General features: G+C 60.8%; 29 protein-coding genes and 1 pseudogene. 17 read left to right on the forward strand and 13 right to left on the reverse strand.

Features of this window, described 5'->3' with window-relative positions; translation table 11 throughout:
• Positions 1-82: 82 nt before the first annotated feature.
• Positions 83-1018 (reverse strand): DMT family transporter, encoded by a 936-nt coding sequence (locus tag LCH64_RS10605; protein ID WP_226500201.1) that lies wholly within the window; start codon positions 1016-1018, stop codon positions 83-85.
• A gap of 85 nt (positions 1019-1103) precedes the next feature.
• On the opposite strand from LCH64_RS10605, the gene LCH64_RS10610 reads away from it, so the two are divergent.
• Both LCH64_RS10610 and LCH64_RS10615 read left to right on the forward strand, forming a co-directional pair.
• The gene (locus LCH64_RS10610; RefSeq protein WP_226500202.1) at positions 1104-1667 is read left to right on the forward strand and encodes an XRE family transcriptional regulator; all 564 of its coding nucleotides are present in this window, start codon (positions 1104-1106) and stop codon (positions 1665-1667) included.
• A 1-nt stretch (position 1668) separates the two neighbouring features.
• Entirely contained in the window at positions 1669-3063 is a 1395-nt protein-coding gene (locus tag LCH64_RS10615) for an FAD/NAD(P)-binding protein (RefSeq protein WP_226500203.1), read from the forward strand.
• A gap of 133 nt (positions 3064-3196) precedes the next feature.
• Here the strand turns inward: LCH64_RS10615 and LCH64_RS10620 are convergent, their stop codons facing one another.
• Complete coding sequence (locus LCH64_RS10620; RefSeq protein WP_103521392.1) at positions 3197-3931, reverse strand: transporter substrate-binding domain-containing protein; 735 nt, start codon at positions 3929-3931, stop codon at positions 3197-3199.
• A 241-nt stretch (positions 3932-4172) separates the two neighbouring features.
• Positions 4173-5546 carry a nucleotide 5'-monophosphate nucleosidase PpnN gene (gene ppnN, locus LCH64_RS10625; RefSeq protein ID WP_226500204.1) on the reverse strand — a complete coding sequence of 458 codons (1374 nt, stop codon included), beginning with the start codon at positions 5544-5546 and terminating at the stop codon, positions 4173-4175.
• Between the two features lie 225 nt (positions 5547-5771).
• Between ppnN and LCH64_RS10630 the strand changes: the two genes are divergently transcribed.
• Positions 5772-6299 (forward strand): DUF3087 domain-containing protein, encoded by a 528-nt coding sequence (locus tag LCH64_RS10630; RefSeq protein WP_226500205.1) that lies wholly within the window; start codon positions 5772-5774, stop codon positions 6297-6299.
• Here the strand turns inward: LCH64_RS10630 and LCH64_RS10635 are convergent.
• Entirely contained in the window at positions 6296-6682 is a 387-nt protein-coding gene (locus LCH64_RS10635; protein ID WP_226500206.1) for a DUF2784 domain-containing protein, read from the reverse strand. The two genes, LCH64_RS10630 and LCH64_RS10635, sit on opposite strands and share 4 nt — an antisense overlap.
• Positions 6683-6834: 152 nt before the next feature.
• Between LCH64_RS10635 and LCH64_RS10640 the strand changes: the two genes are divergently transcribed.
• The 3 genes from LCH64_RS10640 to LCH64_RS10650 all read left to right on the forward strand — a co-directional run bounded on the left by LCH64_RS10640 (position 6835) and on the right by LCH64_RS10650 (position 8062).
• The gene (locus LCH64_RS10640; protein WP_226500207.1) at positions 6835-7533 is read left to right on the forward strand and encodes an AzlC family ABC transporter permease; all 699 of its coding nucleotides are present in this window, start codon (positions 6835-6837) and stop codon (positions 7531-7533) included.
• Complete coding sequence (locus LCH64_RS10645; RefSeq protein WP_226500283.1) at positions 7533-7844, forward strand: AzlD domain-containing protein; 312 nt, start codon at positions 7533-7535, stop codon at positions 7842-7844. Before LCH64_RS10640 ends, LCH64_RS10645 begins: the two co-directional genes overlap by 1 nt.
• A gap of 62 nt (positions 7845-7906) precedes the next feature.
• The gene (locus tag LCH64_RS10650; RefSeq protein ID WP_226500208.1) at positions 7907-8062 is read left to right on the forward strand and encodes a hypothetical protein; all 156 of its coding nucleotides are present in this window, start codon (positions 7907-7909) and stop codon (positions 8060-8062) included.
• Positions 8063-8104: 42 nt separating this feature from the next.
• Here LCH64_RS10650 and LCH64_RS10655 read toward each other — a convergent pair whose 3' ends face one another.
• The 4 genes from LCH64_RS10655 to LCH64_RS10670 all read right to left on the reverse strand — a co-directional run bounded on the left by LCH64_RS10655 (position 8105) and on the right by LCH64_RS10670 (position 11340).
• Positions 8105-8377, reverse strand: a complete 273-nt coding sequence (locus LCH64_RS10655) for a hypothetical protein (protein ID WP_226500209.1) — start codon at positions 8375-8377, stop codon at positions 8105-8107.
• A 348-nt stretch (positions 8378-8725) separates the two neighbouring features.
• Complete coding sequence (locus LCH64_RS10660) at positions 8726-9406, reverse strand: SOS response-associated peptidase family protein (RefSeq protein WP_226500210.1); 681 nt, start codon at positions 9404-9406, stop codon at positions 8726-8728.
• Positions 9407-9453: 47 nt separating this feature from the next.
• Positions 9454-10293, reverse strand: coding sequence for an ABC transporter permease (locus LCH64_RS10665; protein WP_226500211.1), 840 nt, complete (start codon positions 10291-10293; stop codon positions 9454-9456).
• 60 nt (positions 10294-10353) lie between these two features.
• On the reverse strand, positions 10354-11340 hold the full coding sequence (locus LCH64_RS10670) for an aliphatic sulfonate ABC transporter substrate-binding protein (RefSeq protein WP_226500212.1): 987 nt from the start codon (positions 11338-11340) through the stop codon (positions 10354-10356).
• A 294-nt stretch (positions 11341-11634) separates the two neighbouring features.
• Between LCH64_RS10670 and LCH64_RS10675 the strand changes: the two genes are divergently transcribed.
• The 3 genes from LCH64_RS10675 to LCH64_RS10685 all read left to right on the forward strand — a co-directional run bounded on the left by LCH64_RS10675 (position 11635) and on the right by LCH64_RS10685 (position 13965).
• The gene (locus tag LCH64_RS10675) at positions 11635-12582 is read left to right on the forward strand and encodes an ABC transporter substrate-binding protein (protein WP_226500213.1); all 948 of its coding nucleotides are present in this window, start codon (positions 11635-11637) and stop codon (positions 12580-12582) included.
• Positions 12583-12713: 131 nt separating this feature from the next.
• The gene (locus LCH64_RS10680) at positions 12714-13613 is read left to right on the forward strand and encodes a polysaccharide deacetylase family protein (protein ID WP_226500214.1); all 900 of its coding nucleotides are present in this window, start codon (positions 12714-12716) and stop codon (positions 13611-13613) included.
• Positions 13614-13722: 109 nt separating this feature from the next.
• Positions 13723-13965 carry a DUF1652 domain-containing protein gene (locus tag LCH64_RS10685; RefSeq protein WP_003225919.1) on the forward strand — a complete coding sequence of 81 codons (243 nt, stop codon included), beginning with the start codon at positions 13723-13725 and terminating at the stop codon, positions 13963-13965.
• A gap of 4 nt (positions 13966-13969) precedes the next feature.
• On the opposite strand, the gene LCH64_RS10690 is transcribed toward LCH64_RS10685, so the two are convergent.
• Positions 13970-14332, reverse strand: a complete 363-nt coding sequence (locus LCH64_RS10690; protein ID WP_103484182.1) for an NUDIX hydrolase — start codon at positions 14330-14332, stop codon at positions 13970-13972.
• Positions 14333-14491: 159 nt separating this feature from the next.
• Between LCH64_RS10690 and LCH64_RS10695 the strand changes: the two are divergent.
• Positions 14492-14614: pseudogene (locus LCH64_RS10695) on the forward strand (DUF2188 domain-containing protein); the annotation flags it as partial.
• A gap of 61 nt (positions 14615-14675) precedes the next feature.
• On the opposite strand, the gene LCH64_RS10700 reads toward LCH64_RS10695, so the two are convergent.
• Positions 14676-14915: a hypothetical protein gene (locus LCH64_RS10700; RefSeq protein ID WP_003225914.1), complete on the reverse strand. Its 240-nt coding sequence runs from the start codon at positions 14913-14915 to the stop codon at positions 14676-14678.
• Between the two features lie 185 nt (positions 14916-15100).
• Between LCH64_RS10700 and LCH64_RS10705 the strand changes: the two genes are divergently transcribed.
• On the forward strand, positions 15101-15436 hold the full coding sequence (locus tag LCH64_RS10705) for a hypothetical protein (protein WP_003225912.1): 336 nt from the start codon (positions 15101-15103) through the stop codon (positions 15434-15436).
• A 15-nt stretch (positions 15437-15451) separates the two neighbouring features.
• Here LCH64_RS10705 and LCH64_RS10710 read toward each other — a convergent pair whose 3' ends face one another.
• Positions 15452-15658, reverse strand: coding sequence for a hypothetical protein (locus LCH64_RS10710; RefSeq protein WP_226500215.1), 207 nt, complete (start codon positions 15656-15658; stop codon positions 15452-15454).
• 107 nt (positions 15659-15765) lie between these two features.
• On the opposite strand from LCH64_RS10710, the gene fae reads away from it, so the two are divergent.
• From fae to LCH64_RS10730, 4 genes are all read left to right on the forward strand, one after another.
• Positions 15766-16278, forward strand: a complete 513-nt coding sequence (fae, locus tag LCH64_RS10715; protein ID WP_008043405.1) for a formaldehyde-activating enzyme — start codon at positions 15766-15768, stop codon at positions 16276-16278.
• Between the two features lie 10 nt (positions 16279-16288).
• On the forward strand, positions 16289-17323 hold the full coding sequence (locus tag LCH64_RS10720) for an aldo/keto reductase (protein WP_003225908.1): 1035 nt from the start codon (positions 16289-16291) through the stop codon (positions 17321-17323).
• Positions 17320-18753 (forward strand): NAD-dependent succinate-semialdehyde dehydrogenase, encoded by a 1434-nt coding sequence (locus LCH64_RS10725; RefSeq protein ID WP_226500216.1) that lies wholly within the window; start codon positions 17320-17322, stop codon positions 18751-18753. Before LCH64_RS10720 ends, LCH64_RS10725 begins: the two co-directional genes overlap by 4 nt.
• A gap of 163 nt (positions 18754-18916) precedes the next feature.
• The gene (locus tag LCH64_RS10730) at positions 18917-20278 is read left to right on the forward strand and encodes an MFS transporter (protein ID WP_103521401.1); all 1362 of its coding nucleotides are present in this window, start codon (positions 18917-18919) and stop codon (positions 20276-20278) included.
• A gap of 99 nt (positions 20279-20377) precedes the next feature.
• Here the strand turns inward: LCH64_RS10730 and LCH64_RS10735 are convergent, their stop codons facing one another.
• Together LCH64_RS10735 and LCH64_RS10740 are read right to left on the reverse strand one after the other, a co-directional pair.
• Positions 20378-21253 (reverse strand): LysR substrate-binding domain-containing protein, encoded by an 876-nt coding sequence (locus LCH64_RS10735; RefSeq protein WP_045122513.1) that lies wholly within the window; start codon positions 21251-21253, stop codon positions 20378-20380.
• Between the two features lie 218 nt (positions 21254-21471).
• Positions 21472-22650, reverse strand: coding sequence for a hypothetical protein (locus LCH64_RS10740; protein ID WP_226500217.1), 1179 nt, complete (start codon positions 22648-22650; stop codon positions 21472-21474).
• 186 nt (positions 22651-22836) lie between these two features.
• On the opposite strand from LCH64_RS10740, the gene LCH64_RS10745 reads away from it, so the two are divergent.
• Positions 22837-23769 (forward strand): LysR substrate-binding domain-containing protein, encoded by a 933-nt coding sequence (locus LCH64_RS10745; RefSeq protein WP_226500218.1) that lies wholly within the window; start codon positions 22837-22839, stop codon positions 23767-23769.
• Positions 23770-24005: 236 nt separating this feature from the next.
• A complete protein-coding gene (aldA, locus tag LCH64_RS10750; protein ID WP_226500219.1) occupies positions 24006-25430 on the forward strand; it encodes an aldehyde dehydrogenase in 1425 nt (474 codons plus the stop codon).
• Positions 25431-25510 lie beyond the last annotated feature (80 nt).

Here is a 25510-nt window from a genome sequence, read left to right on the forward strand (position 1 = left end):
CTCCTACAGGGGAAACGCATTTCAATTGTAGGAGTGAGCCTGCTCGCGATAGCTATGGTTCAGGCACTCAAGATATTGCGGATCAGCCTTGGGTCTCCCGCTCCAGCTCAGCGTCTACTTCGACAACCTTACCCTTGGTCTTCAACTCACTGACAATCACCGCCGCGACAATCAACCCCGCGCCAACCAAGGCAATCGCCGGCAAGCGCTCCCCGGCAATCCGCCCGACGATCCCGGCCCACACCGGCTCACCGGCATAGATCAACGTCGCCCGGGTCGGCGAAACACTCTTCTGCGCCCAGTTCATCGCCACCTGAATCGCCGCACTCGCTGCGCCGAGACCCAGCGCGGTCACCAGCAAGGTCCAGGAAAAATCCGGAAGCGCTTCGCCGGTCGGCACCACCAGCAGGAACGACAGCACAGAGGTCACCGCCAGCTGCACCACGGTCACCCGGCGCACGTCGACCTGACCGGCGTAGGTGCTGATCAGAATGATCTCGGCGGCAATCGCGATGGCGCTGATCAGCGTGGCGATTTCCCCGGGGCTGAAATTCAGCGAAGCGCCGGACGGCCCGGACAGCAGCATCAACCCGGTAAACGCCAGCATGATGCCGATGCTTGGCATCAACCCCGGACGACGGCCCAGCACCAGCCATTGCAGCAACGGCACGAAGGGCACGTACAGCGCGGTGATGAATGCCGACTGGCTGCTCGGGATCGTTTGCAGGCCAACCGTCTGCAAGCCGTAACCGAGCATGATCGCCACGCCGATGAAGGCGCCCGCCTTGAGTTCGAACAGGGTCAGTTCACGCAAGTGACGCCAGGAGAACAGCGCGACAATGGCGGCCGCAGCGGCAAAGCGCAGGCCGACAAAGAACATCGGGCCGCTGACGGTCATGGCGTGTTGCACCAGCAGGAACGTGCCGCCCCAGACCATGGTGATCAGCACCAGCACGCACTCGGCCTTGCTGAAGCGGGAGAAGCGAAGAGGCGTGGGGGAGCTGTTCACTGACGTCATGACCTTGCGCACTATAAAAGGCAGGACGCACAATGCGCCCAACGTTGCGCAGTATACTGCCCAACCCCACCGAGTGAGCAATATAGTGCACAAAGATTCCAGCCAACGGGCGTCCGTCCTGCAACACGTCAGCCACAACGTTCGGCGCCTGCGCCACGCTGCCGACATGAGCCAGACCGCGCTGGCGGAAAAGTCCGGCGTCAGTCGCCGCATGCTGGTGGCGATCGAGGCCGGGGAAAAGAATGTCAGCCTGACCACCCTCGACCGGGTCGCCGAAGCGCTCGACGTGGCGTTCAGCGACCTGATCCAGGCCCCCGACGCGCGCGATACCAGCCGCATCAACGAGGTGGCGTGGGCCGGAGTGATTCCCGGCAGCAAAGCGGTGTTGTTGTCCAAGGCCACCGCCACACGTGAAGTCGAACAGTGGGAATGGTGCCTGCAACCGGGCGAGGTCTATCCCTCGCAACCGGATGCCGATGGCTGGAGCGAACAGATTTACGTATTCGAGGGTTGCTTGACGTTAACGGTTGGCGACGTGACCAACACCATTTCTGCCGGGGAGTTTTTCATGTTTGCCAGCAACCAGCCGCACGGCTATCGCAATGACGGAGCGGTCGCGGTGCGGTTTGTGCGCAATGTGGTGATTTGAAATGAATCAGAACGCAGACATCCTGATTATCGGCGGGGGCCTTAGCGGTACGATGCTGGCCGTGCAATTGCTGCGACTGCCCGGCCAACGCCAGATCTTGATCATTGAACCACGCGCCGAACTCGGCCGTGGCGAGGCCTACAGCGCCGTCGAACTGGGGCATACGCTCAACGGCAATGCGGCGCGCATGAGTGTCGACCCGGATAACCCGGATGATCTGACTCAATGGCTGACCGCGCACATTGCCGCCGGCGGCTGGCCGCAATCTGCCGAGCAGAACGTGCCGATCAGTGAGCTGTTCCCGCCACGTGGCTTGTTCGGCGTGTATGTGCAGCAGCGCCTGGCCGAAGCGCGGGTCGTTGGTGCGCAGCACGGTTCGACGGTCGAGCACATTTGCGCTGAAGTCGTCGATGTGCAATCCGATGCCGACTCGGTGCAACTGAGCTTGAGCAATGGGCAGACGCTGCGCGGTGCCCACGCCGTGCTCGCCACGGGCATGTTCCCCGCCGCCCGCACGCCGCAGAAAGAGTCCAGTGGCCTGAACGCCGCTGCGCTTGATCCGTGGGATGTTGCGGCGATGCGCCAGCTCGATCCGCAATCGACCGTGCTGATCATCGGCTCCGGCCTGACCATGGTTGATGCGGTGGTTTCGCTGGAGCAGGCGGGGCATTGCGGGCCGATCGAAGTGTTTTCCCGTCATGGACTGTTGCCCCATGTGCGGCGCCAACCGCCGGCGTGGGTGGATATCCTCGCCGAGGATCAGAGCATTCGTACGCCGCGACAGTTGTTGCGCGAGCTACGTCGGCATTGTCGTGAGGCGATCGCTCAGGGCATCGACTGGCAGGCGCCGCTGGACACGGTGCGGGCGCACATCGGACGGCTGTGGAGTCAGGCGACTGACGTGCAGCGTCGACAATTCGTACGCCATTTACGGCCGTGGTGGGAGAGTCATCATCACCGTTCGCCACCGTTGAGTGCGGCATTGGTGGAGCGCTTGCACAACGAGGGGCGGTTGCGGATTCAGGCGGCGTCGTTCAAGGGGCTTGAGCCGGTGACGGGCGAGGGTGTGAGCATTCGGATTCGGCGTCGGGGCGAGGTGGAAACGTGTCTGGTACAGGGTGCAGCACTGATCAATTCCAGCGGCATCGAGTACGACTGGCGCCGCGTCGCGCGGCCGCTGCCCCAGCAATTGTTGGCGCGCGGGCTGGTACGTCCGGGGCCGTTGGCCTTGGGGATTGCGGCGGCGGTGGACGGTGCGGTGCTGGATGCCGAAGGGCAGGCCGGCAGCCGATTGTTCGCGATGGGGCCACCGCTGCGCGGGATGTGGTGGGAGAGCACGGCGGTGACGGATGTGGCATTGCAGGCGAAGGCGTTGGCGACGCGGCTGGTGGAATGAAAGCAGACCGGCTTGCACAGATCCGTGTAGGAGTGAGCCTGCTCGCGATAGCGGTGGGTCAGTCACCTCATTGCTGAAGGGGCTGACGCTATCGCGAGCAGGCTCACTCCTACAGTTGAACGGGGCCGCTCAGTTATCTCGGCAGTGCATTCATCAACCAGCGCTGGCGAATCTGTTCCATTCGCCCATCGGCGCGCAAGGTTTCCAGTGCCTGCTGCCAGCGTTGCACCTGACCCGGATCGGTCTGCCGCGAAAAGGCAATGTAGGTGTCCTGTTTCATCAGCGGAATCTGATACTGCAAGCGTCCCGGTTCCATGCCTTGGGTGCGGGCCAGTGCGGCGGTGGAGAGTGTGTCGGAGACCACGAAATCGGTTCGGCCAAGGCTGAACAGCCGCATCATCTGTTCCGGGGTTTCGACGCCGTCGAGGTTCTTCAGGTTCTGCTGTTGCAGGTAGCTGTAGATCAGCCATTTGCGCGGCACGCTGATGCGACCGGCCTGATCCGCCTGCTGCAGGGTTTTTACCGGCGGCTGGTTGTTGGCATGGGCATACAGCGCGGTTTCGACTTCAATCAGCGGCCCGACCCATTGATAGCGGTCATCGCGCTCGTCGGTACGCAGGACGGTGAAGACGCCGGTGTTGGGTGTTTCGCTGGCGGTGCGCAGGGCGCGCAGCAACGGCACTTGTTGCAGATCGATCCGGTCGCCGGTCTGTTCGGCCAGCGCGCGCACCACATCCACGCCGTAACCCACCAGTTGATCGCCTTGCTGGAAATGCAGGGGCGGGTGGTTGTCGGTGAGCAGTTGCAGATCGGCCGCATCGGCCGCCAGGGCCAGGAGTGACAGCAGACACGCGGCAATCCGTTTCATGAATCGTCCCTGAAAAATTGATCGCGAAGCTTAGTACGGGCCGGTGGTGGCTGTCGTGAGGAATGTACGGGGCTTTTGTGTCAGAAACAAAGGCTGATTGGCAGCATCGGATTGACCTCAAAACAATAGTGGGAGCGGGCTTGCTCGCGAAAGGGGTGTGTCAGGCAACATTGTTGTTGACTGACACGGCCTCTTCGCGAGCAAGCCCGCTCCCACATTGGCTGATGCGGCGGCTGAAAAGTTACGCCACCACGCGATAGCACGGCACATACGCCGCGCCGCCCGGCAGTTTCATCCGATGCTGGGCGACGAAGGCTTTGAGCAGCGCGTCGAGCGGTTGCATGATCGCCGCGTCACCACGGATCTGGTACGGCCCGTGTTCTTCGATCAAGCGGATGCCCTTGTCCTTGACGTTGCCGGCGACGATCCCCGAGAACGCGCGGCGCAGGTTGGCCGCCAGTTCGTGGGGCGGCTGGTCACGGTGCAGTTTCAGATTGGCCATGTTCTCGTGGGTCGGATCGAACGGACGCTGGAAGCTCTCGTCAATCTTCAGCAGCCAGTTGAAGTGGAACGCGTCGTTACGCTCGCGGCGGAACTGCTTCACCGCTTTGAGACCCGCCGTCATCTGCCGGGCGACCTCGGCCGGGTTATCGATGATGATCTGATAGTGCTGCTTCGCCGCATCGCCGAGGGTGGCGGTGACGAACGCGTCGAGTTGTTCCAGATACGGCGCGGCATGTTTCGGCCCGGTCAGGATCACCGGGAACGGCAGGCCGGCGTTGTCCGGGTGCATCAGGATGCCCAGCAGGTACAGGAACTCTTCGGCGGTGCCGGCGCCGCCCGGGAAGATGATGATGCCGTGGCCGACACGCACGAACGCTTCCAGACGTTTTTCGATGTCCGGCAGGATCACCAGCTCATTGACGATCGGGTTCGGCGCTTCGGCGGCGATGATTCCCGGCTCGGTCAGGCCGAGGTAGCGACCGCCGTGGATGCGCTGTTTGGCGTGAGCGATGGTCGCGCCCTTCATCGGGCCTTTCATCACGCCGGGGCCGCAACCGGTGCAGATGTCGAGGCTGCGCAGGCCCAGTTCGTGGCCGACTTTCTTGGTGTATTTGTATTCTTCGGTGTTGATCGAGTGACCGCCCCAGCACACGACGATTTTCGGCTCGACGCCCGGACGCAGGGTGCGCGCGTTGCGCAGCAGGTGGAACACGTAGTCGCTGATACCTTGTGAGGAGCTGAGGTCGATGCGTTGGCTGTCGAGTTCGTTTTCGGTATAGACGATGTCACGCAGGGCGCTGAACAGCATCTCGCGGGTGCTGGCGATCATTTCGCCGTCGACGAAGGCGTCTGCCGGGGCGTTCAGCAGTTCGAGGCGCACGCCGCGATCCTGCTGGTGAATGCGGATTTCGAAGTCCTTGTAGGCTTCGAGGATGGTCTTGGCGTTGTCGACATGCGCGCCGGTATTGAGGATGGCCAGGGCGCACTGGCGGAAGAGGGTGTAGGTGCTGCCGGATCCGGCTTCGCTCAGTTGCTGAACTTCACGTTGAGAAAGGGTTTCCAGGCTGCCTTTCGGGCTGACCGAGGCATTGATTACGTGTCGTTGGGTCATGCAATGATCCTTAAAACGATGTCATTCCAGTGGCAGGCGAATGGCATCCGAATAGTGTGTATCCATGAATGAAGATGGCACGATCTGCGCTGTACCGCCATGTCCCCCGTTGGACGCTGAAAAGATGAAAAGGGCCCCCAGCATAGCTAAATCCCCGAGAGAGGCGATAATGCGCCGGCGAGTTTTTTCCGTTGCCCTTTTTATCGCTCAAGGAAGTCATGCCCGATGTTCGAGATCCAGACGATGGACCCAGCAACGTTTCGCCAGCAGACCCGCCGCAGCACGCTGATCATTGCCGTGCTGTTTCTGGTGTTGGCGATGGTGCTTTCGACGGCGGCGGTGGCGCTGTTCGGCGAACCCGGCGGCGACAATCTGCGCTTCAATGTCGGCGGGGTGTTCGTCGCGTTCCTGCTGACGGCGGCGCTGATGCGCGGGCAGTTCTGGCATCAGACCTGGATGGCCCCGGCGGTCTATAGCTGGCGGCTCAAGCGCAGCCTGATGAGCGTGACCAACGTAATGCATCAGGTGACGGCGGCGGTGGAGCAGAACGATCCGACCGCGATGAAGGTGCTGCGCTTCTATCATCTGGGGCTGACCCAGATGCACGAACTGGACGGTAACTCCAGCGATCATGCGCAACTACATCGGGAAGTCGAAGCGCACAAGGAGCGGATGCAGGCGCTGGGTCTGGAGATCGACCAGAAGCGCCTGGAGCCGGCCTGGCTGCAAGCCTTGAAACCCGCCGCGCGTTAAAACGGGATACGGCTGGCGCGGCGCAGTTGCCAGCGCCGCAGCAGGCGCCCGTAGACCAGCAGGTTGATCACCAGCACCACGCTGCCCAGCGCCAACTGGATCTGCGGCGTCAGGCCGGCGGGGTAGATGATCGGCCAGACGTAGTGCTCGATGAAGCCGCCGGCGTATTCGGTCTGCCCGGCGGCGTGGCGCATCAGGTTTTCCCAGTAGGTCAGCGGACAGGTCAGGTGCAACACCTCGACCGCCACGCCCCACGCGGCCGCAGGCAGGTGCAGCCACATCAAGCGTGGCCACTTGAGTACCAGCAGCCCGCCGAACAGCACGAACAGAATGAAGCACAGATGAAACAGCACCAGCCCGTCGGCTGCGATTCGGTACAGCATGTCGTCTCCCTGACGCGGTTGTGAAGGCTCCCATGCTACGCCGACAGTCGCACCGGGGCGCGGCGATTTAGCGCAAGTGCGCAAGATTGTTCAAGCCGCGACAGGGCATTTGCTGGCAGAGTCTGCGACCGTTTCCTCGGTTGAAGAGCGTTATGTCTGACTCACTTATGCCGCGCCGTGCGTTTCTTCGCGGCGCTGCGGCGATCATGCCGTTATCCCTGGCGACGGCGCCTTGGGGGCTGCTGGCCGGCTCCATGGCGATCGAAGCCAATCTCACGCCGTTACAGGGGCAGGGCTTGTCGAGCATCGTGTTCGCGGGGGCCGCGCAACTGGTGGCGATCGGCATGCTCAAGGGCGGTGCCGGGATTTTCTCGATTCTGTTGACCACGCTGCTGCTGACCTCGCAGCACTTGCTGTACGGGATGAGCATGCGCCCGGTGATTTCGCCGCTGCCCGGACGCTGGCGCATCGGCCTGGGCTTTTTGCTCACCGATGAACTGTTTGCCCTGACCAGCCAGTATGACCGTCAGCAGTTCAATCGCTGGTACGCATTGGGCGTCGGCCTGACGTTCTATATCGCCTGGAACCTCTTCACCCTGGCCGGCATCGTTCTGGGCAGCAGCATTCCGGGGCTTGAGCACCTGGGGCTGGACTTCTCGATTGCCGCCACCTTCATCGCGTTGATCACCCCGGTGGTGCGTAACGTGCCGACCGTGGTGTGCGTGGCCGTGTCTTTGTTCTGCTCGGTGTTGTTCAGCTATTGGCAGTGGGGCTCGGCGCTGGTGTTGTCAGGGCTGGCCGGGATGACCGCAGGATTTGTCTGCAACAAGCTGTATCGGGGGCGCACATGATGGTCTGGGCAGTGATTTTCGGCATGGGACTTCTGGTGTTCCTCAACCGATACGTGTTTCTCGAACCGCGCCTGCCGGTACGTTTGAGCAGTAATGCTCGGCAGTTTCTCGGGTTTGCCGTACCGGGCATGCTCACGGCGATTTGCGGGCCGATCGTGTTCATGCCGGACAAACAGCTGAATTTGCAGTGGGATAACCCGTATTTGCTGAGTTCGCTGGTGGCAATCGGGCTGGTGCTGTACACCCGCAATACCTTGCTCAGCATGCTCTTGAGCATGGCGTTTTTCTTTTTGCTGCGCTGGTGGTTGTAAGTTGCCGGGAAAAAACTGTTCTACGCTTGTTGGATGAATATTTTCGACAAGGCGAGGTGCACATGACGACCGAGCAAAAGCGTCCGAATGAAGACGAAGAAATAAACGAAGAAATAGACGAGCCCAGTGAAGAAGAAATCGAGCGTGAGAAACGCAAGGAACAGACGTGGAAGCACGACGATGACAAGGAACTCACCGGGCCCGACGTGAAATTCTGACAACATGCAAAAAGCCCCGCAGAAGCGGGGCTTTTTGTTGAATCAGAGGTCTTCCAGAGACGGGAAGTCCGGGTGTGACGCCCGATAGCCCAGAGTCTTGTCGATCCACGCATTCAGTTCGTTGACCATCACCGGCGGGTGACCGGGATAGCTTTCGAGCGTGGTGCGCAGGATGCGTTCGATGTCCGGCACTGAACGCAGGTTTCGGGTCTTGATGTAGTGGCCGATAAAACAGTCGAGTTGAAAGCGTTCTGTCATGGACAGATAAATACACTCCAGGCCGTTGGCCTGTTTGATTGCAAAATCGTCGCGCAACTTAGTTCTCTGCAAGGCGTGGTGAAAGTTGTAGGGGATTCCTGGTTTATTGACTCTTTGGTCAACTGGTATGCCAATTGGAAATGCGGCGCGCATGCTATCCGTAGCGCATCTAAATGTATGTATGACGGTTGAAATGTCAGACAGGCGGTTGGTTCGCTCAAACGACTGTTTTTTTCGGGCTGTCTCAACAATGAAACAACCTCTGTAAAGATCTTGCGTCACCTGTAATCACCTGTAGGAGCTGCCGAAGGCTGCGATCTTTTGACTTTAATTTTTTAAAACAAGATCAAAAGATCGCAGCCTGCGTCAGCTCCTACAGGGTTAACGCGGGAGGGCCGGGGATTTTTAGAAGATTGCATCAATCAGCCCGGCACCCTGATTGCGCGAATTACCGACAGCTTTGCCGACTTTATGCCAAGCGAAGGCATCACTGGGTTCGCCTTCAAACAGCAGCATCTGTTCGGCGCGCTCCACAGGTGTTGCCGGGTCGAGCCACTCGGCGACCATGTCAGCGCGAAAGACCACCGGTCTGCGATCATGAATATCGAGCATGCCGCCGACGCTGTCGGCGGTGATGATCACAAAGCCATCGTCCTCCCGGGCGTCGCTGCCGGGTGTCGGAAATTGTCCAATGGCGGCACAGAAAACCGGCCCGCGATCGGCACGACGGATCAGCCACGGCTGTCGGGTTTTATCCGGACCGTCGACCCATTCGAACCAGTTGTCGACCGGCACGATCAACCGATGATGCCAGATCGCCCGGAAGAACGGGCCATGCGCGACCTTTTCCACACGGGCGTTGATCGGTGCGGCGCGGTCCTTGGCCCAATGCGGGCGCCAGCCCCAGCGCAGGTTGTCGGCATGCAGGCGTCGATCATGTTGATGGAGGACGGCGAGTGAAGTGGTCGGCGCGGCGTTGTATCGCGCCAGCGGCGCATCGCCGACATGATTGATCAGCGCATCGGGAATGCTCAGCACCGCGACAAAGTCGTGAATGCCGCGGTACTGCGAGAGTCTTCCGCACATGCGCCGATCTCCGGTTGGACGCTTTCAGCTTAGTTGGCTGCGGCCAATCAATCCTGCGCCTCCTGACCGGTGAACGTATCGCGCCAGGCGAGCCAGCGGCGTTCAAGCACTGCGAGCAGGCCGTCGCTGAGTTTGCCGAGCAGGGCGAGCACGATGATCGCCGCCAGCACGATGTCCGGTCGCGAGGTTTCGCGGCCGTCGCTGAGCAGATAACCCAGGCCCTTGGTCGCGGCGATCAGCTCGGCGGCCACCAGAAACATCCACGCCAGACTCATGCCGCTGCGCAGCCCGGTAAACAGGCCGGGCAGGGCGGCGGGCAGCAGAATCCGCCGCACCAGTTGCCAGCGGCTGAAACCATAGATATGCCCGACCTCGACCAGTTTGCGATCGATGTTGCGAATCGCCGCGACCACGTTGACGTACACCGGAAAAAACGCGCCGATGGCGATCAGCACGATTTTCGAGGTTTCGTCGATGCCCAGCCACAGCAGCAACAGCGGCACCCAGGCCAGGCTCGGAATCGAACGCAGGGCGGCGAACGTCGGTTCCAGATACGCCTCGGCCTCACGGCTCAGGCCGACCCAGGCGGCAAACACCAGCGCGAGGCTGGCGCCAATCGCAAATCCCAGCAACACGCGGATCAGGCTCGCGCCGATGTGTTTCCACAGTGCGCCTTCGGCGAGGTCGGTGAGGGTCAGGGCGATCTCGCTCGGGGCTGGCATCTGATAGGACGGCAGCCAGCCGATGCGCACGATGAACTCCAGGGCGACCACGATCAGCAGCGGCAGGGCCAGACCCTTCAGGCGCCGGCGCCATGTCGGGTGGAGAGGAGGGCGGGGCCTCGACAAGCTGCGAGGCGCCGGCAGTTCGTTACTGCGAGTGGTCATACGTTGGCTCCACTCACAGCCCATCCGCAACTGGCGCGGATGGGCCATGAGTCTGGTCGATTACTGGCGGGCGACGGCTTGCTGCACACCGCTGTCGAGCAACTGATCGATGACTTGATCGACATTCACCCCACGCCGCACCAGTTCCTCAGAAACCAGAATCGGTGCCGCCGCCTTCGAGGCCTGCACGTCGTTGGCGGTCAGTTGCGGGCTGCTCAGGTCAGTGCGCGACAGTTGCAGTTTGGCCACGTCCAGCGGTAAACCGGACTCTTTGGCGAGCAGGGCGGCGAACTCTTCGGGATTTTTCAGCGCCCATTCGCGCGCCTGCTCGTAGGCTTTGATCACCGTGTCGATAGTTTGCGGATGCTCCTTGGCGTACTGCTCGGTGACGCTGACCACGCCGTAGCTGTTGAACGCTGGATTGCGATACAGCAGACGTGAACCGGCCTGCACTTGACTGGCGGCCATGTGCGGGTCGAGCCCGGCCCAGGCGTCGACATCGCCTTTTTCCAGTGCGGTGCGGCCGTCCGGATGTTGCAGGTGCACCAGTTCCACATCGTCTTTCTTCAGCCCGGCCTGTTGCAGGCTGCGCAAAGTGAACAGGTACGGATCGGTGCCTTTGGTGGCGGCGATTTTCTTGCCCTTGAGATCGGCGACGCTCTGGTACGGCGAGTCTTTGCGCACCACCAGTGCAGTCCATTCGGCGCGGCTGTAGACGTAGACCGATTTGATCGGGCTACCGTTGGCCCGGCTCAGCACAGCGGCAAGGCTGGCGCTGGAGGCGAAATCGACGCCACCACTGTTCAGATATTCCAGCGAACGGTTACTGCCCTGGCTAAGCACCCAGTTGACTTTGGTCTGTGGCAGAGCCTTTTCGAGAAAACCGAAATGCTTGAGCACCAGACTCACGGGGGAGTAGTAGGCGTAATCCAGATGCACCTCGGCGGGAGGGGCTTCGGTGGCGTGGGCCAGAGGCTGCAGGCTCAATGCCATGGCGCTGGCGACCAGCAGCGTTTTGAGGCGGGCAAACGGTAAGAACGATGTCATGGGGGGCGCTCCGGCGAAGGCACTGTTTTTTATGTCCAAAAATATATTTTTATCGGCTGCGTCCTGCATGAATGGAATATTGCAGGCTCTGTGCCATGTGCGTTTTGGCCAATGTTTACGGGGTTTTCACCCGTTTTGGCGCCCTTCAACTGTTGCGTGGGCAACACTGTGGTATCGCACTGTTGCGCAGCGGACAGTGAGCATTCGGAGCACTGAGCTTATGCATTAATCGAATTTAAAATTGGTTTATCAAGAGCGTTATGGTCTATGAAAAATCCCGTCGCAGGACCTCCCATGAAGCTCTCCCGTTTGCTCCGCAGCACACTGATGATTGCCCTGTTCGCCGCACCGCTTGCCTACGCCGCCGAGCCGTTGGTACTGCATGTCGGTGATCAGAACTACTACAACATTCGCGCCTCGGTGGAAGCCTCGGGCGTGTTGAAGGACGCGCCTTATACCGTTGACTGGAAGCACTTCCAGGCCGCTGCGCCATTGGCCGAGGCGTTGCAGACCGGGTCGCTGGATCTGGGTTTTCTGGGCGATTCGGGTTTCCTGTTTCTCGCCGCCAAACAGGCGCCGGTAAAACTGATCGGAGTGTCGCGACAAAACCCGGACACCATCGCGTTACTGGTGCCGAAAGATTCGCCGGTGAAAACCATTGCTGATCTGAAGGGCAAGAAAGTCGCCTACTGGCCCGGCGCCTGGAGTCAGCAGTTGACCTTGCGTGCCCTGGAGCAGGGCGGTCTGCCGGAAAATTACGTCGAATTCGTCAAGCTGATGCCGATCGATGCGGCGGCTGCGTTGCCGCAGGGCAGCATTGATGCCTTCCCGGTGTGGGAACCGTACATCTCCCAGCAAATCGTGTTCTCCGGTGCGCGGCCGATTCTCACCGCGAAAAACCTGATGCCGGGCCTCAGCGCGATTGCCGCGTCGGCGCCGTCGATCGACAGCAAGCGTGCAGCGATTGCCGATTTTCTCGGGCGTTTGAAACGCGCTCGAGCCTGGGTCGACAGCCATACCGACGAATACGCAGACTTGTGGGCGAAGAAGGCCAACCTCGATCAGGAAGTTTCGCGACACTGGTTGCGCCAGGCGCACATGACCGTCGGGCCGGTGGATCAACAGGCGGCGGCAGACCTGCAGGGCACCGCGGACTTCCTGTTCAAGGTCAAGGCACTGCCGGCGCCGCTGGCTACCGCTGGGGTCATCGATACCTCGTTTCAGCGGGCATTGGCCGACTGAGCGAGCGCCGTAACCAAAGCCTGTGTACCCTATCCAGACCTGGCTCCCGAGGCCGGGTGCAGGGATGGATCAGGGCGAGGGAGTTTTGCCAGTCGACAACAGGGCCGCAAGGGTCAGGCGCAAGGCAAGACATGAAATACGCGTTCAAACTTATCTGTGCAGCGGCCATCGCCTTTGGGTTGGCCGGCTGCATTGCCGCGCCGATCGAGATGACCACGCAAACCGAAACCCGGCTCAAGGCCCAGGCACCGGTGCGCTTTCTGCTGACCTTCGACGATGGCCCTAGCGCTTCGAGTTTCTGGAACCCGTCGGCGACCGTGCTCGATAGCCTCAAGGTCAACCCGGTGCAACCGGACATCAAAGCGGTGTTCTTCGTCCAGACCCGTGCGCCGCGTGCGGGCAACAGTGAAATCGGTCGCGGGATCATGCGGCGCGAGCACGCCGAAGGGCACATCCTCGGTTTCCACACCGCCACCCATTGGCACACCAATCACCGCTCGCTCGATCCGCAAGAACTGGAGCAGTCGTTGAGCAACGGCACGGCGGATATCGCCGCGATCACCGGAGCAGCACCGATCCTGCTGCGTCCGCCATTCTGGAATTACGACAAGCGCACCTTCGCCGCCTATCAACAGCACGGCCTGCATGTATTGCTGACCGATTTGAGCGCCAACGACGGCAAGATCTGGGGCTTCAATGCCAGCCCCCGACGTCGGGCGAACATGCTGCGCCAGCTATCGGAAGTCCGCGAGCGCATTGCCCTCGGCGAATTCCCTACCGTGGACGGGGTGATTCCGGTGGTGGTGACCTTTCATGACCTCAACCGTTACACCGCGCGGCACACCCGCGAATACCTGCAGATCCTGCTCGACAGTGCCGCCGCCACAGGTGTGAGGCTGGCGGACAAACCGTTCTACGATGATCACGCGGCGCTGCAGAAAGCGGCGTTGGCGCGCACGGTTCAGCAAAGTTCGGATGCGGTGCAATTGCCGGGGATGTGGAACTGGATCTGGGATCGCGACACCCACTGAGCCTGCGCTGAAAATGTGATCGGGTTGGCACTTGCCGGGGCGGCAGATTATTGATCGCTCATCTATGCTGAATCGGTCGACCGACTCATCGCCTGCGAGGCGTGCGCTCATGCTAGCCATTGCCGACATTTGCCGGATTGTCGAATCCGGCTTTCCGTCGCTTGAATGCGAATGCACACAAGTGGAGCAGGGACTGCTGCGGATCAAGGTCTATGAGCCTGACTCCGGGCGAGTCGAGTTGTTGCTCAATGGCGTGTCGCCGGAACATCTGGTGACGATCCGCGATATTTCCAACTTCATTGGTGAATTGCGCACGGAAATGAGCGCCGGGCGCCGGGCGTTCGCCGGTTGAAACCTTACAATCGGCGCTGAAACGCCTGCACGATGCGCAACGTCGCGTCGCTGGTGGGCAGATTCTGCACCGCGTCCAGCGGATGCCAGATGCACTCGGTGATCTCGTTTTGCGGGCGCAACTGCTCAAGGTCGGGCACTGAGGCCTCGTAGACATGATGCTGGGTGCTGCCACTGCGCAGTTCCATCAGATACAACATTTGTTCGGCCTTCAGCGCCGTTTCTTCCTGCAACTCGCGCATCGCCGCTGCGGCCTTGGTTTCCCCAGGCTCGACCTTGCCGCCGGGCAATGTCCAGCGGCAGTGGGGTTTGCGCACCAGGAGAACGTGTCGTTCCTGCTCGCAAATGACGGTTGCGCGTACTTTCATCTGTTACCTGTTCACTGCTTGTCACATTAATGAAACAAAACTGCAATATTCGAGCCGGGCCCCGGTTTATAGGTTCCCTCGGGTTTTTTGAGCGTTTGGCGTGGTTGAAAGTGCCAGCGATTTGGCACATCGCTAGCTGTGAAGTAACGGCCCGTGGCGGTTTGCAGCCAGGGCGTGCGGCTTGCATCGTTTGGTAGCAGAGAAGAAGCAATGGCCTATGCCGCTGCGTTGCCGGGTTACAGACAACGCTCGGCGCGGGCGCGAAGTCACACCGCGAGTTGATGCAAATGTAACGAAAGAGCCCCGGTACTTGCCGGGGCTCTTGTTGAGGGCAAGGTCGGTATCAGTGAACTTTGGTTCTGCTGATGGAGCGGGTTTTCACTTCCTTGGCATATGACTGCAATCGTTCTTCATCACTCTGCAGCACCTCGCAAGACCTCAGGACCGCCTGGGCATCCGCTTCATTGCCATTCTTGCGCAGCTGTTCGGCAATGCGTTTGAGGTCGACCGCCGACCATCTCAGATCCGATGCAACGGCTTGCAGGTCGCGCTGAAGTTCGTGTTCGTATTCATTGAGCCGCATGATCACCTCCGGAACATTCTCGGTAGAACAGAGTAGTCGCATTTGCGGGCGATGTTTTACAGCTCGTCTGTCACCCGGCGGAACGTGTGTAAATATTTGTCCAATTTCCCGTATGGGCGTGGTCCGCTGTGGATGTACACCCGGTTACACGTTACATTCGCTTTTTTTCAGATCAGGGAAACACCATGCGGATATGGATCGGGAGTTTGGCGTTGGCATTGCTGGCAGGTTGCTCATTGCCAGCATCGCTGGTTCCGGGCGAGCCAAATCTCAGCAAGACCACCACCAAGGCGCCTAAAGACTATGCCGCGTGCTTGTTGCCGTTGTGGCAGCAGGACATTCCGAAAACCACGCAGACCTCCATTTCCAATGGCTACCGGATCAAGGCGCCGAGCCTCGTCACCGCTGACGAGATTCTCGACATCATCAAATACAAGGACGGCAGCCGGGTCTCGTTGTATCAGGGACCGCCATGGGCCAAGTCCGGGTCATTGCGCAAATCGGTGCGTGACTGCCTCTGACGCAGCGCTTCAGTTTTAACGGCCAGCCGCAAAAAAAGCAGAAACCGTATCGTCGGTTTCTGCTTTTTTTTGCTTTTCACGCAGGCCGCGATGCTGCGCCCCCAGGCTATGAGCAAAACTCATGGCCCCATGATTTTTAATGGTTACAGCCCGCACCAGCCCCGGTGTTAAAAAATCGCAAACACAGCTCATCAATAACAACCAGAGAGCGTTTGCAGCCATGTCCCATTTTCCCCGACGCACCTCCCCACGCCCGTTATTGAGCGCACCGGCCATTCGGCCTGTGTGAGCTATCGAACATCCCTCGTATCGCACAAGAGTAATGACTGATGAAAGAACTCGACCTGTACATCGGTGAAGGTTTCGAAGGCCCGGGCGTGAACGCCGCACACATCAACATTCTGATCGGCCCGCGCAACGGCCCGGCCGGGCAGGCGTTCGCCAACAGCCTGGCGTCGCCAAGTCAGGGCCATTGCCCGTTCATGGTGATCGCCCAGCCGAACATTCCGGTCAAGCCGATGACCCTGTATGTGAACAAGGCCGCAATCAGCAGTGACCTGCACGGCAACGCCACTTGGGGCGCCTCGCAGGCCGGGATCGCCAAAGCCGTGCTCGAAGCACTGCTCGACGGCACATTGCCGCCGGAAGCCGAAGACGAGTGGGCCATCGTTACCGCCAACTGGGTCAACCCGGCCTGCGATGACCTCGATGCGGTGTACCTGAACAACTACAACGCCTGCCGCACCGCGATCCGCGCCGCCCTGACCGGCAAGCCGGAAACCGCGCAACTGGCCGATGTGGTCAACCACATCAGCAACCCTTTCTACACGCCAAAAGCCTGAGGTCCGCGCCATGCAATACATCCGTTTGGGTAACTCCGGCCTGCAAGTTTCCCGCCTGTGCCTGGGCACCATGAACATGGGCACCCCGGACTGGAAACCGTGGATCTTCAACGAAAAACAGAGCGAGCCGATCGTCGCTCACGCGCTGGACAACGGCGTGAATTTCATCGACCTGGCGGACTTCTATTCTGCCGGCGTCGGCGAGGAAGTGGTGGGGCGCATCGTCAAGCGTCTGGCCCGTCGCGAAGACCTGGTGATCACCACCAAGGTCGGCTATGGCACCCGCAGCGGGATCAATGCCAGCGGCCATTCACGCAAACACATCATGGACAGCATCGATGCCTCGCTGAAGCGTCTGGACATGGATTACGTCGACGTGTTCATGCTGCATTACTTCGACGTGAACACCCCGGTCGAGGAAACCATGTCGGCATTGAACGATATCGTGCGCTCCGGCAAGGCCCGCTACATCGGCGTGTCGACCATGCTCACCGGGCAACTGGCGAAGATCCTCATGGCCTGCGAGCGCAATGGCTGGGTCAAGCCGATCAACATGCAGCTGCAACTGAACTGTGCCTATCGCGAAGAAGAGCGCGAGATGATTCCGTTCTGCCGCGATCAGGGCATCGGCGTCTCGGTGTTCAGTCCGCTGGCGCGCGGCCTGCTGACCGGCGACGTGCAGTCGACCCGCAACCAGACCGACTTTTTCACCCAGCAGATGTACAGCGACGAAGCCTCTTTCGAAATCGCGCATTCGGTACAACGCGTGGCCCGCGCCCGTGGCGTGTCGAACGCGCAGATCGCCCAGGCGTGGGTGGCCAATCATCCGGGCGTCGATTGCATGCTGGTCGGCGCGGACACCACGGCGCAGTTCGACAGTGCCCTGGCAGCCCTGGAAACCAGACTCGACGCTGATGAATTGCATGAACTGGAGCGCAATTACACCCCGTGCGACGTGATCAACGATTACACCGCCGGCAAACGCATCCTGCGCACCGCGCGTCCGGGGCTGGAGCGCTTCACTTTGCAGGGAGCGGTGGCATGAGCGATCTGATCCATCACGGCCACTTCATCGACGGCCTGTGGGGGCAGGGCGGCGCGACCTATGCGGTGCGCAACCCGGCCAATGGCGAACTGATTGCCGAGGTGCAAAAGGATGGCGCCGAAGCAACCCACCTGGCCATCGATGCGGCCAATCGTGCGCTGCCGGCGTGGCGCAAGCTCACCGCCAAGGAACGCAGCCAGCGCCTGAAACGCTGGAGCGATCTGATGCTCGCCAACCAGAAGGAACTTGCGACGCTGCTCAGTCGCGAGCAGGGCAAACCGCTGGCCGAGGCCATGGGTGAAGTGGTCTATGCCGCGAGTTTCCTCGAGTGGTTCGGCGAGGAAGCCAAGCGTGCCTATGGCGACGTGATCCCCAGCCACAAGGCCGATGCGCGGATCATCGTGGTCAAGGAAGCGATTGGCGTGGTCGCGGCGATCACCCCGTGGAACTTCCCGTTGGCGATGGTCACCCGCAAGGTCGGCCCGGCGCTGGCGGCCGGTTGCACGATGATTCTCAAGCCGTCCGAGGAAACGCCATTGTCGGCGTTCGCCCTGGCGGTGTTGGCGGAACAGGCGGGTATTCCGGCAGGCGTATTCAATATCGTTTCCGGCGATGCGGTGGCGATTGGCGGTGCGCTGCAAGCGTCAAGCATCGTGCGCAAACTGTCGTTCACCGGCTCGACCCGCACCGGCAAACTGCTGATGCGCCAGGCTGCCGACACGCTGAAAAAAGTCTCGCTGGAACTGGGTGGCAACGCGCCGTTCATCGTCTTCGACGATGCCGATCTGGACGCGGCAGTCAAAGGCGCGATGGCCTCGAAATTCCGCAACACCGGGCAGACCTGCGTGTGCGTGAATCGCTTCTTCATTCAGGACAGCGTCTACGAAGCCTTCACCGGCAAGCTTGCCGAAGCGGTTGCGGCGATGCGCGTCGGCAGTGCGCTGGACGGTGAAACCGAGCAAGGCCCGCTGATCAATAGCGCCGCATTGGCCAAGGTCGAAAGCCATGTCAGCGATGCCCTTGAGAAGGGCGCCACGCTGCTGTGTGGCGGTCGTCGTCACGCACTTGGCGGCACCTTTTATGAGCCGACCATCCTCACCGAAGTCAACGGCGACATGCTGATCGCCCAGGACGAAACCTTCGGCCCGGTGGCCGCGTGTTTCCGCTTCAAGGATGAAGCCGAAGTGCTGGAGCGGGCCAACGACACGCCGTTCGGTTTGTCGGCGTACTTCTACAGCCGCGATATCGGTCGGGTCTGGCGCATGGCCGAAGGGCTGGAAGCCGGCATGGTCGGGATCAACGAAGGGATCATTTCCACGGAAGTGGCGCCGTTCGGTGGCATCAAGGAATCGGGCCTTGGGCGCGAGGGTTCGAAGTACGGTCTGGATGACTATCTGGAGATCAAATACCTGTTGATGGGCGGTCTCTGACCCCCACCGAGATCTCCATGTGGGAGCGGGCTTGCTCGCGAAAGCGTTGTATCAGTTGGAGCAAATGGTGACTGACACACCGCATTCGCGAGCAAGCCCGCTCCCACATAAACCAAGCAAGAGCTCTACGTTTCTCCGTCAATAACAACAATTGGAGACGAACATGTCCGCTCAACCGGTAAAAATCGACGACCTGCCCATCGGCCGGTTTCACCTCAAGATCGCCGGACTGACCTTCGGCGCACACTTCACCGACGGCTACATCCTCGGCCTGATCGGTATCGCCTTCACCTTGCTCAGCCCGCAGATGCACCTGGATGCGTTCTGGCAGGGATTGATCGGCGCATCGGCGTTGATCGGGCTGTTTCTCGGCAGTCTGTTTTTCGGCTGGATCTCGGACAAGGTCGGCCGGCAGAAAATCTTCCTCGTCAGCTTCGTGCTGATCACCATCGCCTCGGTGATGCAGTTCTACGTCGAAAGCGCGATGAGCCTGTTCCTTTGCCGGGTGCTTATCGGCATTGGCCTGGGCGGCGATTTCAGCGTCGGTCACGCGATGCTGGCGGAGTTCTCGCCGAAGAAACATCGCGGCGTGTTGCTCGGTTCGTTCAGCGTGATCTGGACCTTCGGTTACGTCGCCGCGACCTTCGTCGGCACGGCCATGCTCAGCCTTGGCGACGATGCCTGGCGCTGGATGCTTGCTTCGTCGGCAATCCCGGCGGCGCTGATTCTGATCGCCCGCATCGGCACTCCGGAATCGCCGCGCTGGCTGGTCAATCAGGGGCGCATCGCCGAGGCGCGGGCGATCGTCAAAAAGCATCTGGGTGACAATGTCGAACTGGATGAAACCCGCACCACCGAAACCCGTTCCGGCTATGCGGTGCTGTTCAGTCGCGAGTACCGCAAGCGCACGGCGTTCAACTGCCTGTTCTTCGTCTGCATCGTGATGCCGTACTTTGCGATCTACACCTTTTTGCCGTCGATCCTGCAGAAGATGGGCTTGGCCGAAGGCTTCGGCACCGAGCTGATGTTGAACATGCTGCTGATCCTCGGCGCGTTGATCGGCATCTGGTGCACGATCAAGTTCAGCCGTCGCGGCTTCCTGATCAACTCGTTCATCATCCTCGCGGTGGCGCTGTTTCTGCTGGCGGTGTTGCCGGGCAGTGCGGCCTGGCTGATGGTGCTGGTGTTCGGCGTGTTTACCCTGGTGCTGTCGGCAGTGAGCAATCTGGTCGGGGTGTTCCCGGCCGAGAGCTTCCCCACCGAAGTCCGCGCCAGCGGCATTGGTCTGGCGACGGCGGTCAGTCGTCTGGGCTCGGCGATCAGCACCTTTCTGTTGCCGGTGAGTGTGGCGGGGATCGGCCTCAGTCCGACCATGGGTATTCTTGCGGCGATCCTGGCGATTGGCGCGTGGCTGTCGTGGGCGTGGGCGCCGGAGACCAAGTCGCTGACGTTGAGTCAGGCGTGCAAGGCGCAGAGTCCGGTGGAGGGGAGTTCGATTGCGGTGAGTAAAGTCGCCCCGATCTGACGGCGTGCCATCGAACCCTGTAGGAGCTGCCGCAGACTGCGATCTTTTGATTTTGCTTTTGAAGATCAAAAGATCGCAGCCTGCGGCAGCTCCTACATGTCAGGGATTGCTCACCAGACTCAGCCACTCGGTAAACAGCTTCACCTTCGACAAACCCTGCTTGTCATTCGCCACATCCAGCCAATAACCATAAGGGCCGATCACTTCAATCGGGGTGATCGGCAGCAGGCTGCCGTTGGCCAGTTCCTTTTCGATCATCTGCCGGTCGATCACGGCCAGACCACCGCCGGCCAGTGCGGTGTGGATCACCTGATCCAGGGTGCTGAATTCCAGGCCTTGTCCGGCATCGACATCATCGCGGCCCATGGCCGCCAGCCAGTTCTCCCAGACCTGCAAACGCTTGCCGTCGTGCAGGATGTGCAGCAGCGGAAATTGCCGCAGATCCGGCGGCTGAGCGCCGTTGAACAACTCCGGGCTGGCGACGGCGATGTGCCGTTCCATCACCAGTAACTGGCTGGCGCACTGGGGGGACGCCGCGAGGCCGAAACGGATGTGGCAATCGATCTCGGCGAGGCTGTCGTGGCTGGCCTGATTGGTCACGCTGAGGCTGATGTCCGGGTAGCGCTGGCAGAAGGCACGCAGGTGCGGCGACAGCCAGCGCGTGGCCCAGGTCGGTGGCGCCAGCACACGCAGGCGCTGACGCAGGTTGGGCACGCGAATGGCTTGCAGGGCGCGTTCCATGTGGTCGAAGGCTTCGGCCAGATGCGGTTTTAGATTGCTGCCGGCCTCGGTCAGCGACAGGCCTTGCGGCGTGCGCACGAACAGCGCGACACCGAGGTAGTCTTCGAGTTGTTTGATCTGGCGACTGACTGCGCCCTGGGTGACGTTCAGGCCGAGTGCGGCCTGACTGAAACTGCGATGCCGCGCGACTTCTTCGAACACGCGCAGGGTGTTGAGCGAGGGCAGTTGACGCATGGAGGTGGGACCCCAGGTCGAGCGTGTGGCTCGGTTTTATTTTTGTAGGTTTTGTTGGTAGGGGTTATCTGACTATTGGTGAGGAACGGATGCAAGTGTTGTTTGGCAGGACGCCTTCGCGAGCAAGCCCGCTCCCACAGGTTTTGTGCCTGACATAAATCCATTGTGGGAGCGGGCTTGCTCGCGAAGGCTGACTTTCAGGCGCAGTAAAATCCGGATCAGAAGTAATAACCGACGTTCACATACACCTGATTCTCCCACTGATCCAGCCCGCCCGCGCCCAGGCTCTGGGTGTAGCTGCTGCCACCGATGTACGGATCGTTCTTGCCAAACAGCCACTCGGTCGCCACCCACAATTTGCTCACTGAAAACGAGCTGCCGAGGATCATTCGCTGGGAGGTCTTGAAGCCGCTGGCGGATTTGTCGAAGGCGCTGTAGTTGGCGTAAAGCTTGACCCCGCTGACCTGATCGAACAGGTATTTGCCGGCCACGTCGTAACTCAGATCCGCCACGTACAGATTGCCGCGACTGGCGACGTTGTAAGTGCCGTCGTAACCGCCGAGGGTCACCAGCTCATCGGTGCCGGCATTGCGCGGCGACATCTGCTGACGTGCCGCCTGCAACTGCACGCCCCACGGGCCGTTCTTGCCCAGGTAGTGCACGGCCACGGCGTTGCGCCGACCGTCGTTATCGGTGTCCTGGTTTTCCAGAGTCGAGGTCAGGCCGGAGATCCCCACTTCGGACTTCCACGGGCCCAGATCCAGCGCTTTCGCCACGCGCAGCACCACGGTGTTGCGTTCCTGGTTGGCGCTGCCGTCAGCCACGTAGCTGTCGGCTTCGGACACGACGCTGGAGTAGGTCACGCCCTTGCTGGTGCCTTTGCCTTGCCACGCCGGGCGCAGGTAGTAACCGGCCTGGATGTTCCAGTCGCCGCTTTGCTGAATGTATTTGGCGCCGACCTGTTGCACGTCTTCGAGGCCGATGACGTTGCCCAAGGTCTCGTAGAAGGTGCTGCCAAAGTACGGCTGCAAGCCGAACGGCACGGTGTTCAGACCGACTTGCACCTGCTGGTTCGGGTTGAATTTGTAGCCGACCCAGGCGAATTTGGCGAACTGAATGTCGCCGTAATTTTTCGTGTACTGGTAGGGGTAGGAGCGACCATAGAAGCGGTATTGCGCCTCGCCGATCCAGGAATCGGAGTTGTACTTGGCGCTGAGAAAAACCGTATCGAGACCGAACTTCTGAATGTCGCGATCCGGGTCCAGGTCCCAGCGCGCACGAATGGCGCCACCCAGGTCGAGGTTGTCGGTAACTTGCACGGCCATCGCCGGAGCGGCAACGCTGCAGAACAGGACGATAGAGGTGGTGCGCAAACGCAAGGAAGCAGAGAAGGGCATGGAGCGGCTCTCGATTGTTTTTATTAGAGATGCCGCGCAGTCTTGCCATCCGCCGGACGTGGGACAAACGATAAAAACGATGCGCAAACTTGCATCGAATGCATGTTACTCAAAAAATCCTGTAGGACAGTCAGGCACGCTCATGGGATGCTCTGCAACTTGTCAGTGGTTTTCGAGTGCCTTGATATGAAACGCAAAATGCCCGGCCTGAACGCGCTCAAGGCGTTCGAAGTGGCCGGCAGCACCGGCAGCTTCACCCGCGCCGCCGAGCTGCTCAATGTCACCCAGAGTGCGGTCAGCCGTCAGGTGCGGCAACTGGAAGAGCAGCTCGGCGAAAGTCTGCTGGAGCGCCGTCATCACCATCTGGAGCTGACCGCCGCCGGCAAGATCCTGCTGCGGGCACTGCATCAGTCGTTCGACAAGATCGAGCTGACGGTGCGCAGCATCCAGCAGAAAACCCATTCCAACCGTCTGCACATCAACGCACCGCCGACGTTCACCAGTCGCTGGCTGATGCCGCGCCTGGGGCGCTTGCGCGAGCAACACCCGGAGCTGGAACTGAGCATCACCACGCGCTTGCAGGACAGCCTGGCGGAAACCAGTACCCTCGATTGCGCGATCCGCTTTGGCGACGGCGAGTGGGACGGTCTCGACAGTTCGCTGTTGATCCAGGAGCGGCATATCGCGGTGTGCGCGCCATCGCTGTATGCACGGGAGGGAAGCGAACATGGCATCGACCTCAATCGCCTGACCCTGCTGCATGTGCTGGCCAAGGAAGATCAGCGTTACCTGACCTGGAAACACTGGCTGGACGCGGCGCACATCAGTGGCGTCGATACCCAGGGCGGTTACGAATTCGATTTGCTGGACCTGGCGATTCAGGCAGCGACCGATGGTCTGGGGATCACCATTGCCGACTGGCACATGGTTGCGGCGGAACTGGCCAGCGGGCAATTGACGCAAGTGCTGAATGTGCATGTGGAAGGGCACCAGTCGTACTGGCTGGTGACTCGCCCGGAGCAGACCGAGATGCCGCAGTTGCAGGTATTTGCGCAATGGCTGCAGGAGGAAATCTGGCTGGCGCAGCGCCAACTGGAGCCTTCGACCGCAGCCACCTGACACCCCGCAAATCCCCTTGTGGGAGCGAGCCTGCTCGCGAAAGCGTTGGATCAGCCACCATCATCTGTGAATGACACACCCTCTTCGCGAGCAGGCTCGCTCCCACAGGAGTTTGCGGTGGAATCAGGGGTAACCTGCATTTTTCGAATGTTTCCCCGCCCTTTAAATCGTTTGTTCAACCCGCCACCGATGACAAGACTGGTGGCATTGATAAAAACAAACGATGGGCGATGCACATGCGAATCGAGCGAAACTTTGTAAACGGCCACTTCATCGAGCCGGCCAGCGCGGCAATGATCGCGGTGTACAACCCCGCCACTGAAGCGCTGCTCGGCCATGTCTCGGCTGCCACCGCCGAAGAAGCCACCGCCGCCGTGGATGCCGCAGCGGTCGCACAAAAGGTCTGGGGCAAACTGACCAGCATCGAGCGCGCCGAACACTTGCGCGCCTTCGCCGCCGCACTGGAAGAGCGTGCCGAGTCCATCGGCGCCGCGCTCGCCGCCGAGTCCGGCAAGAGTCTCAGCGACGCGAGCAACGAAGCACGCTATGCCGCGCAGATCACCCGTTACCACGCCGAGTGGGCGCGGCGCATCGAAGGCGAGATCATCCCCAGCGACAGCCCCGACGAAAACCTGTTTCTGCACCGCGAGCCGATCGGCGTCGTCGCGTGCCTGATTCCGTTCAACTACCCGGTCTATACCTTGCTGCGCAAAATTGCCCCGGCGCTGATTGCCGGCAACACCGTGGTGGTGCGCCCGAGCAACAACACCCCGACCTCGGCATTCGAAATCGCCAAAGCGGTGCAGCAGTCGGGCATGCCGGCCGGGGTGATCAATATCCTGACCATGGATCACGCCACCGCTGCCACGGTGTGCACGCATAAGGCTGTTGGCTTGATTACGCTGACGGGCAGCGTCAACGCCGGGCGCATCGTGCTCGATTACTGCAAGGCCAATATCGCCAAGCCATCGCTGGAACTGGGCGGCAAGACGCCGGCCATCATCGAAGCCGATGCCGACCTCGAAGCCGCCGCCAGCGCGATCATCGCTTCCAAGACCACCCACTGCGGGCAGTTGTGCACGGCGGTGGAAAGGGTCTACGTGCAGGAAAGCGTCCACGACCGATTCCTCGCGCTGCTCAAGGCCAAAATCGCCGAGGTGAAATTCGGTGACCGCGCCACCGATGCGAGCCTGATGGGACCACTGGTCAACGCCAGTTCGCAGCGGAACATTCACGCCATGGTCGAGCGTGCCATGGCCGACGGCGCGGTGCTCGAAAGCGGTGGTGTGTTGCCGCAGGGCCCGGGGCATTTCTATCCGCCGACCCTGCTCAGCCACTGCCGCCAGGACATGGAAATCGTCCAGGAAGAAATCTTCGGCCCGGTGCTGCCGGTGCTCAAGTACCGCGATATCGACGAAGCATTGGCCATGGCCAACGACCATCAGTTCGGCCTGTCGTCGGTGCTCTACACCGAGAACTACCGCACCGCGCAGAAAGTCGCCAACGCCATCGAGGCCGGCGAGTTGTACGTCAATCGCACCCCGGCCGACCCGTATCAGGGCTACCACGCCGGCTGGAAACGCTCGGGCCTGGGCGGTGATGACGGCAAGCACGGCATGCTCGAATTCACCCAGACCCGACTCGTGGTCATGAAGTACTGAAACACCGCAACACGCCTCATGCTGCACCTATAAAAACAATTATCAGGGGCGCCCGGAGCACGGGTTGCCCGAGGTCACTT

Source organism: Pseudomonas sp. MWU16-30322, assembly GCF_020515535.1.
Classification (GTDB): domain Bacteria; phylum Pseudomonadota; class Gammaproteobacteria; order Pseudomonadales; family Pseudomonadaceae; genus Aquipseudomonas; species Aquipseudomonas fluorescens_H.

Excerpts from the sequence above, each read along its gene's own strand:
- LCH64_RS10605 (WP_226500201.1), bottom strand. The coding sequence starts at position 1,018 with ATGACGTCAGTGAACAGCTCCCCCACGCCTCTTCGCTTCTCCCGCTTC.
- LCH64_RS10615 (WP_226500203.1), top strand. The coding sequence starts at position 1,669 with ATGAATCAGAACGCAGACATCCTGATTATCGGCGGGGGCCTTAGCGGT.
- LCH64_RS10620 (WP_103521392.1), bottom strand. The coding sequence starts at position 3,931 with ATGAAACGGATTGCCGCGTGTCTGCTGTCACTCCTGGCCCTGGCGGCC.
- ppnN (WP_226500204.1), bottom strand. The coding sequence starts at position 5,546 with ATGACCCAACGACACGTAATCAATGCCTCGGTCAGCCCGAAAGGCAGC.
- LCH64_RS10630 (WP_226500205.1), top strand. The coding sequence starts at position 5,772 with ATGTTCGAGATCCAGACGATGGACCCAGCAACGTTTCGCCAGCAGACC.
- LCH64_RS10635 (WP_226500206.1), bottom strand. The coding sequence starts at position 6,682 with ATGCTGTACCGAATCGCAGCCGACGGGCTGGTGCTGTTTCATCTGTGC.
- LCH64_RS10640 (WP_226500207.1), top strand. The coding sequence starts at position 6,835 with ATGTCTGACTCACTTATGCCGCGCCGTGCGTTTCTTCGCGGCGCTGCG.
- LCH64_RS10645 (WP_226500283.1), top strand. The coding sequence starts at position 7,533 with ATGGTCTGGGCAGTGATTTTCGGCATGGGACTTCTGGTGTTCCTCAAC.
- LCH64_RS10650 (WP_226500208.1), top strand. The coding sequence starts at position 7,907 with ATGACGACCGAGCAAAAGCGTCCGAATGAAGACGAAGAAATAAACGAA.
- LCH64_RS10660 (WP_226500210.1), bottom strand. The coding sequence starts at position 9,406 with ATGTGCGGAAGACTCTCGCAGTACCGCGGCATTCACGACTTTGTCGCG.
- LCH64_RS10665 (WP_226500211.1), bottom strand. The coding sequence starts at position 10,293 with ATGACCACTCGCAGTAACGAACTGCCGGCGCCTCGCAGCTTGTCGAGG.
- LCH64_RS10670 (WP_226500212.1), bottom strand. The coding sequence starts at position 11,340 with ATGACATCGTTCTTACCGTTTGCCCGCCTCAAAACGCTGCTGGTCGCC.
- LCH64_RS10675 (WP_226500213.1), top strand. The coding sequence starts at position 11,635 with ATGAAGCTCTCCCGTTTGCTCCGCAGCACACTGATGATTGCCCTGTTC.
- LCH64_RS10680 (WP_226500214.1), top strand. The coding sequence starts at position 12,714 with ATGAAATACGCGTTCAAACTTATCTGTGCAGCGGCCATCGCCTTTGGG.
- LCH64_RS10685 (WP_003225919.1), top strand. The coding sequence starts at position 13,723 with ATGCTAGCCATTGCCGACATTTGCCGGATTGTCGAATCCGGCTTTCCG.
- LCH64_RS10690 (WP_103484182.1), bottom strand. The coding sequence starts at position 14,332 with ATGAAAGTACGCGCAACCGTCATTTGCGAGCAGGAACGACACGTTCTC.
- LCH64_RS10700 (WP_003225914.1), bottom strand. The coding sequence starts at position 14,915 with ATGCGGCTCAATGAATACGAACACGAACTTCAGCGCGACCTGCAAGCC.
- LCH64_RS10705 (WP_003225912.1), top strand. The coding sequence starts at position 15,101 with ATGCGGATATGGATCGGGAGTTTGGCGTTGGCATTGCTGGCAGGTTGC.
- LCH64_RS10710 (WP_226500215.1), bottom strand. The coding sequence starts at position 15,658 with ATGGCTGCAAACGCTCTCTGGTTGTTATTGATGAGCTGTGTTTGCGAT.
- fae (WP_008043405.1), top strand. The coding sequence starts at position 15,766 with ATGAAAGAACTCGACCTGTACATCGGTGAAGGTTTCGAAGGCCCGGGC.
- LCH64_RS10720 (WP_003225908.1), top strand. The coding sequence starts at position 16,289 with ATGCAATACATCCGTTTGGGTAACTCCGGCCTGCAAGTTTCCCGCCTG.
- LCH64_RS10725 (WP_226500216.1), top strand. The coding sequence starts at position 17,320 with ATGAGCGATCTGATCCATCACGGCCACTTCATCGACGGCCTGTGGGGG.
- LCH64_RS10730 (WP_103521401.1), top strand. The coding sequence starts at position 18,917 with ATGTCCGCTCAACCGGTAAAAATCGACGACCTGCCCATCGGCCGGTTT.
- LCH64_RS10735 (WP_045122513.1), bottom strand. The coding sequence starts at position 21,253 with ATGCGTCAACTGCCCTCGCTCAACACCCTGCGCGTGTTCGAAGAAGTC.
- LCH64_RS10740 (WP_226500217.1), bottom strand. The coding sequence starts at position 22,650 with ATGCCCTTCTCTGCTTCCTTGCGTTTGCGCACCACCTCTATCGTCCTG.
- LCH64_RS10745 (WP_226500218.1), top strand. The coding sequence starts at position 22,837 with ATGAAACGCAAAATGCCCGGCCTGAACGCGCTCAAGGCGTTCGAAGTG.
- aldA (WP_226500219.1), top strand. The coding sequence starts at position 24,006 with ATGCGAATCGAGCGAAACTTTGTAAACGGCCACTTCATCGAGCCGGCC.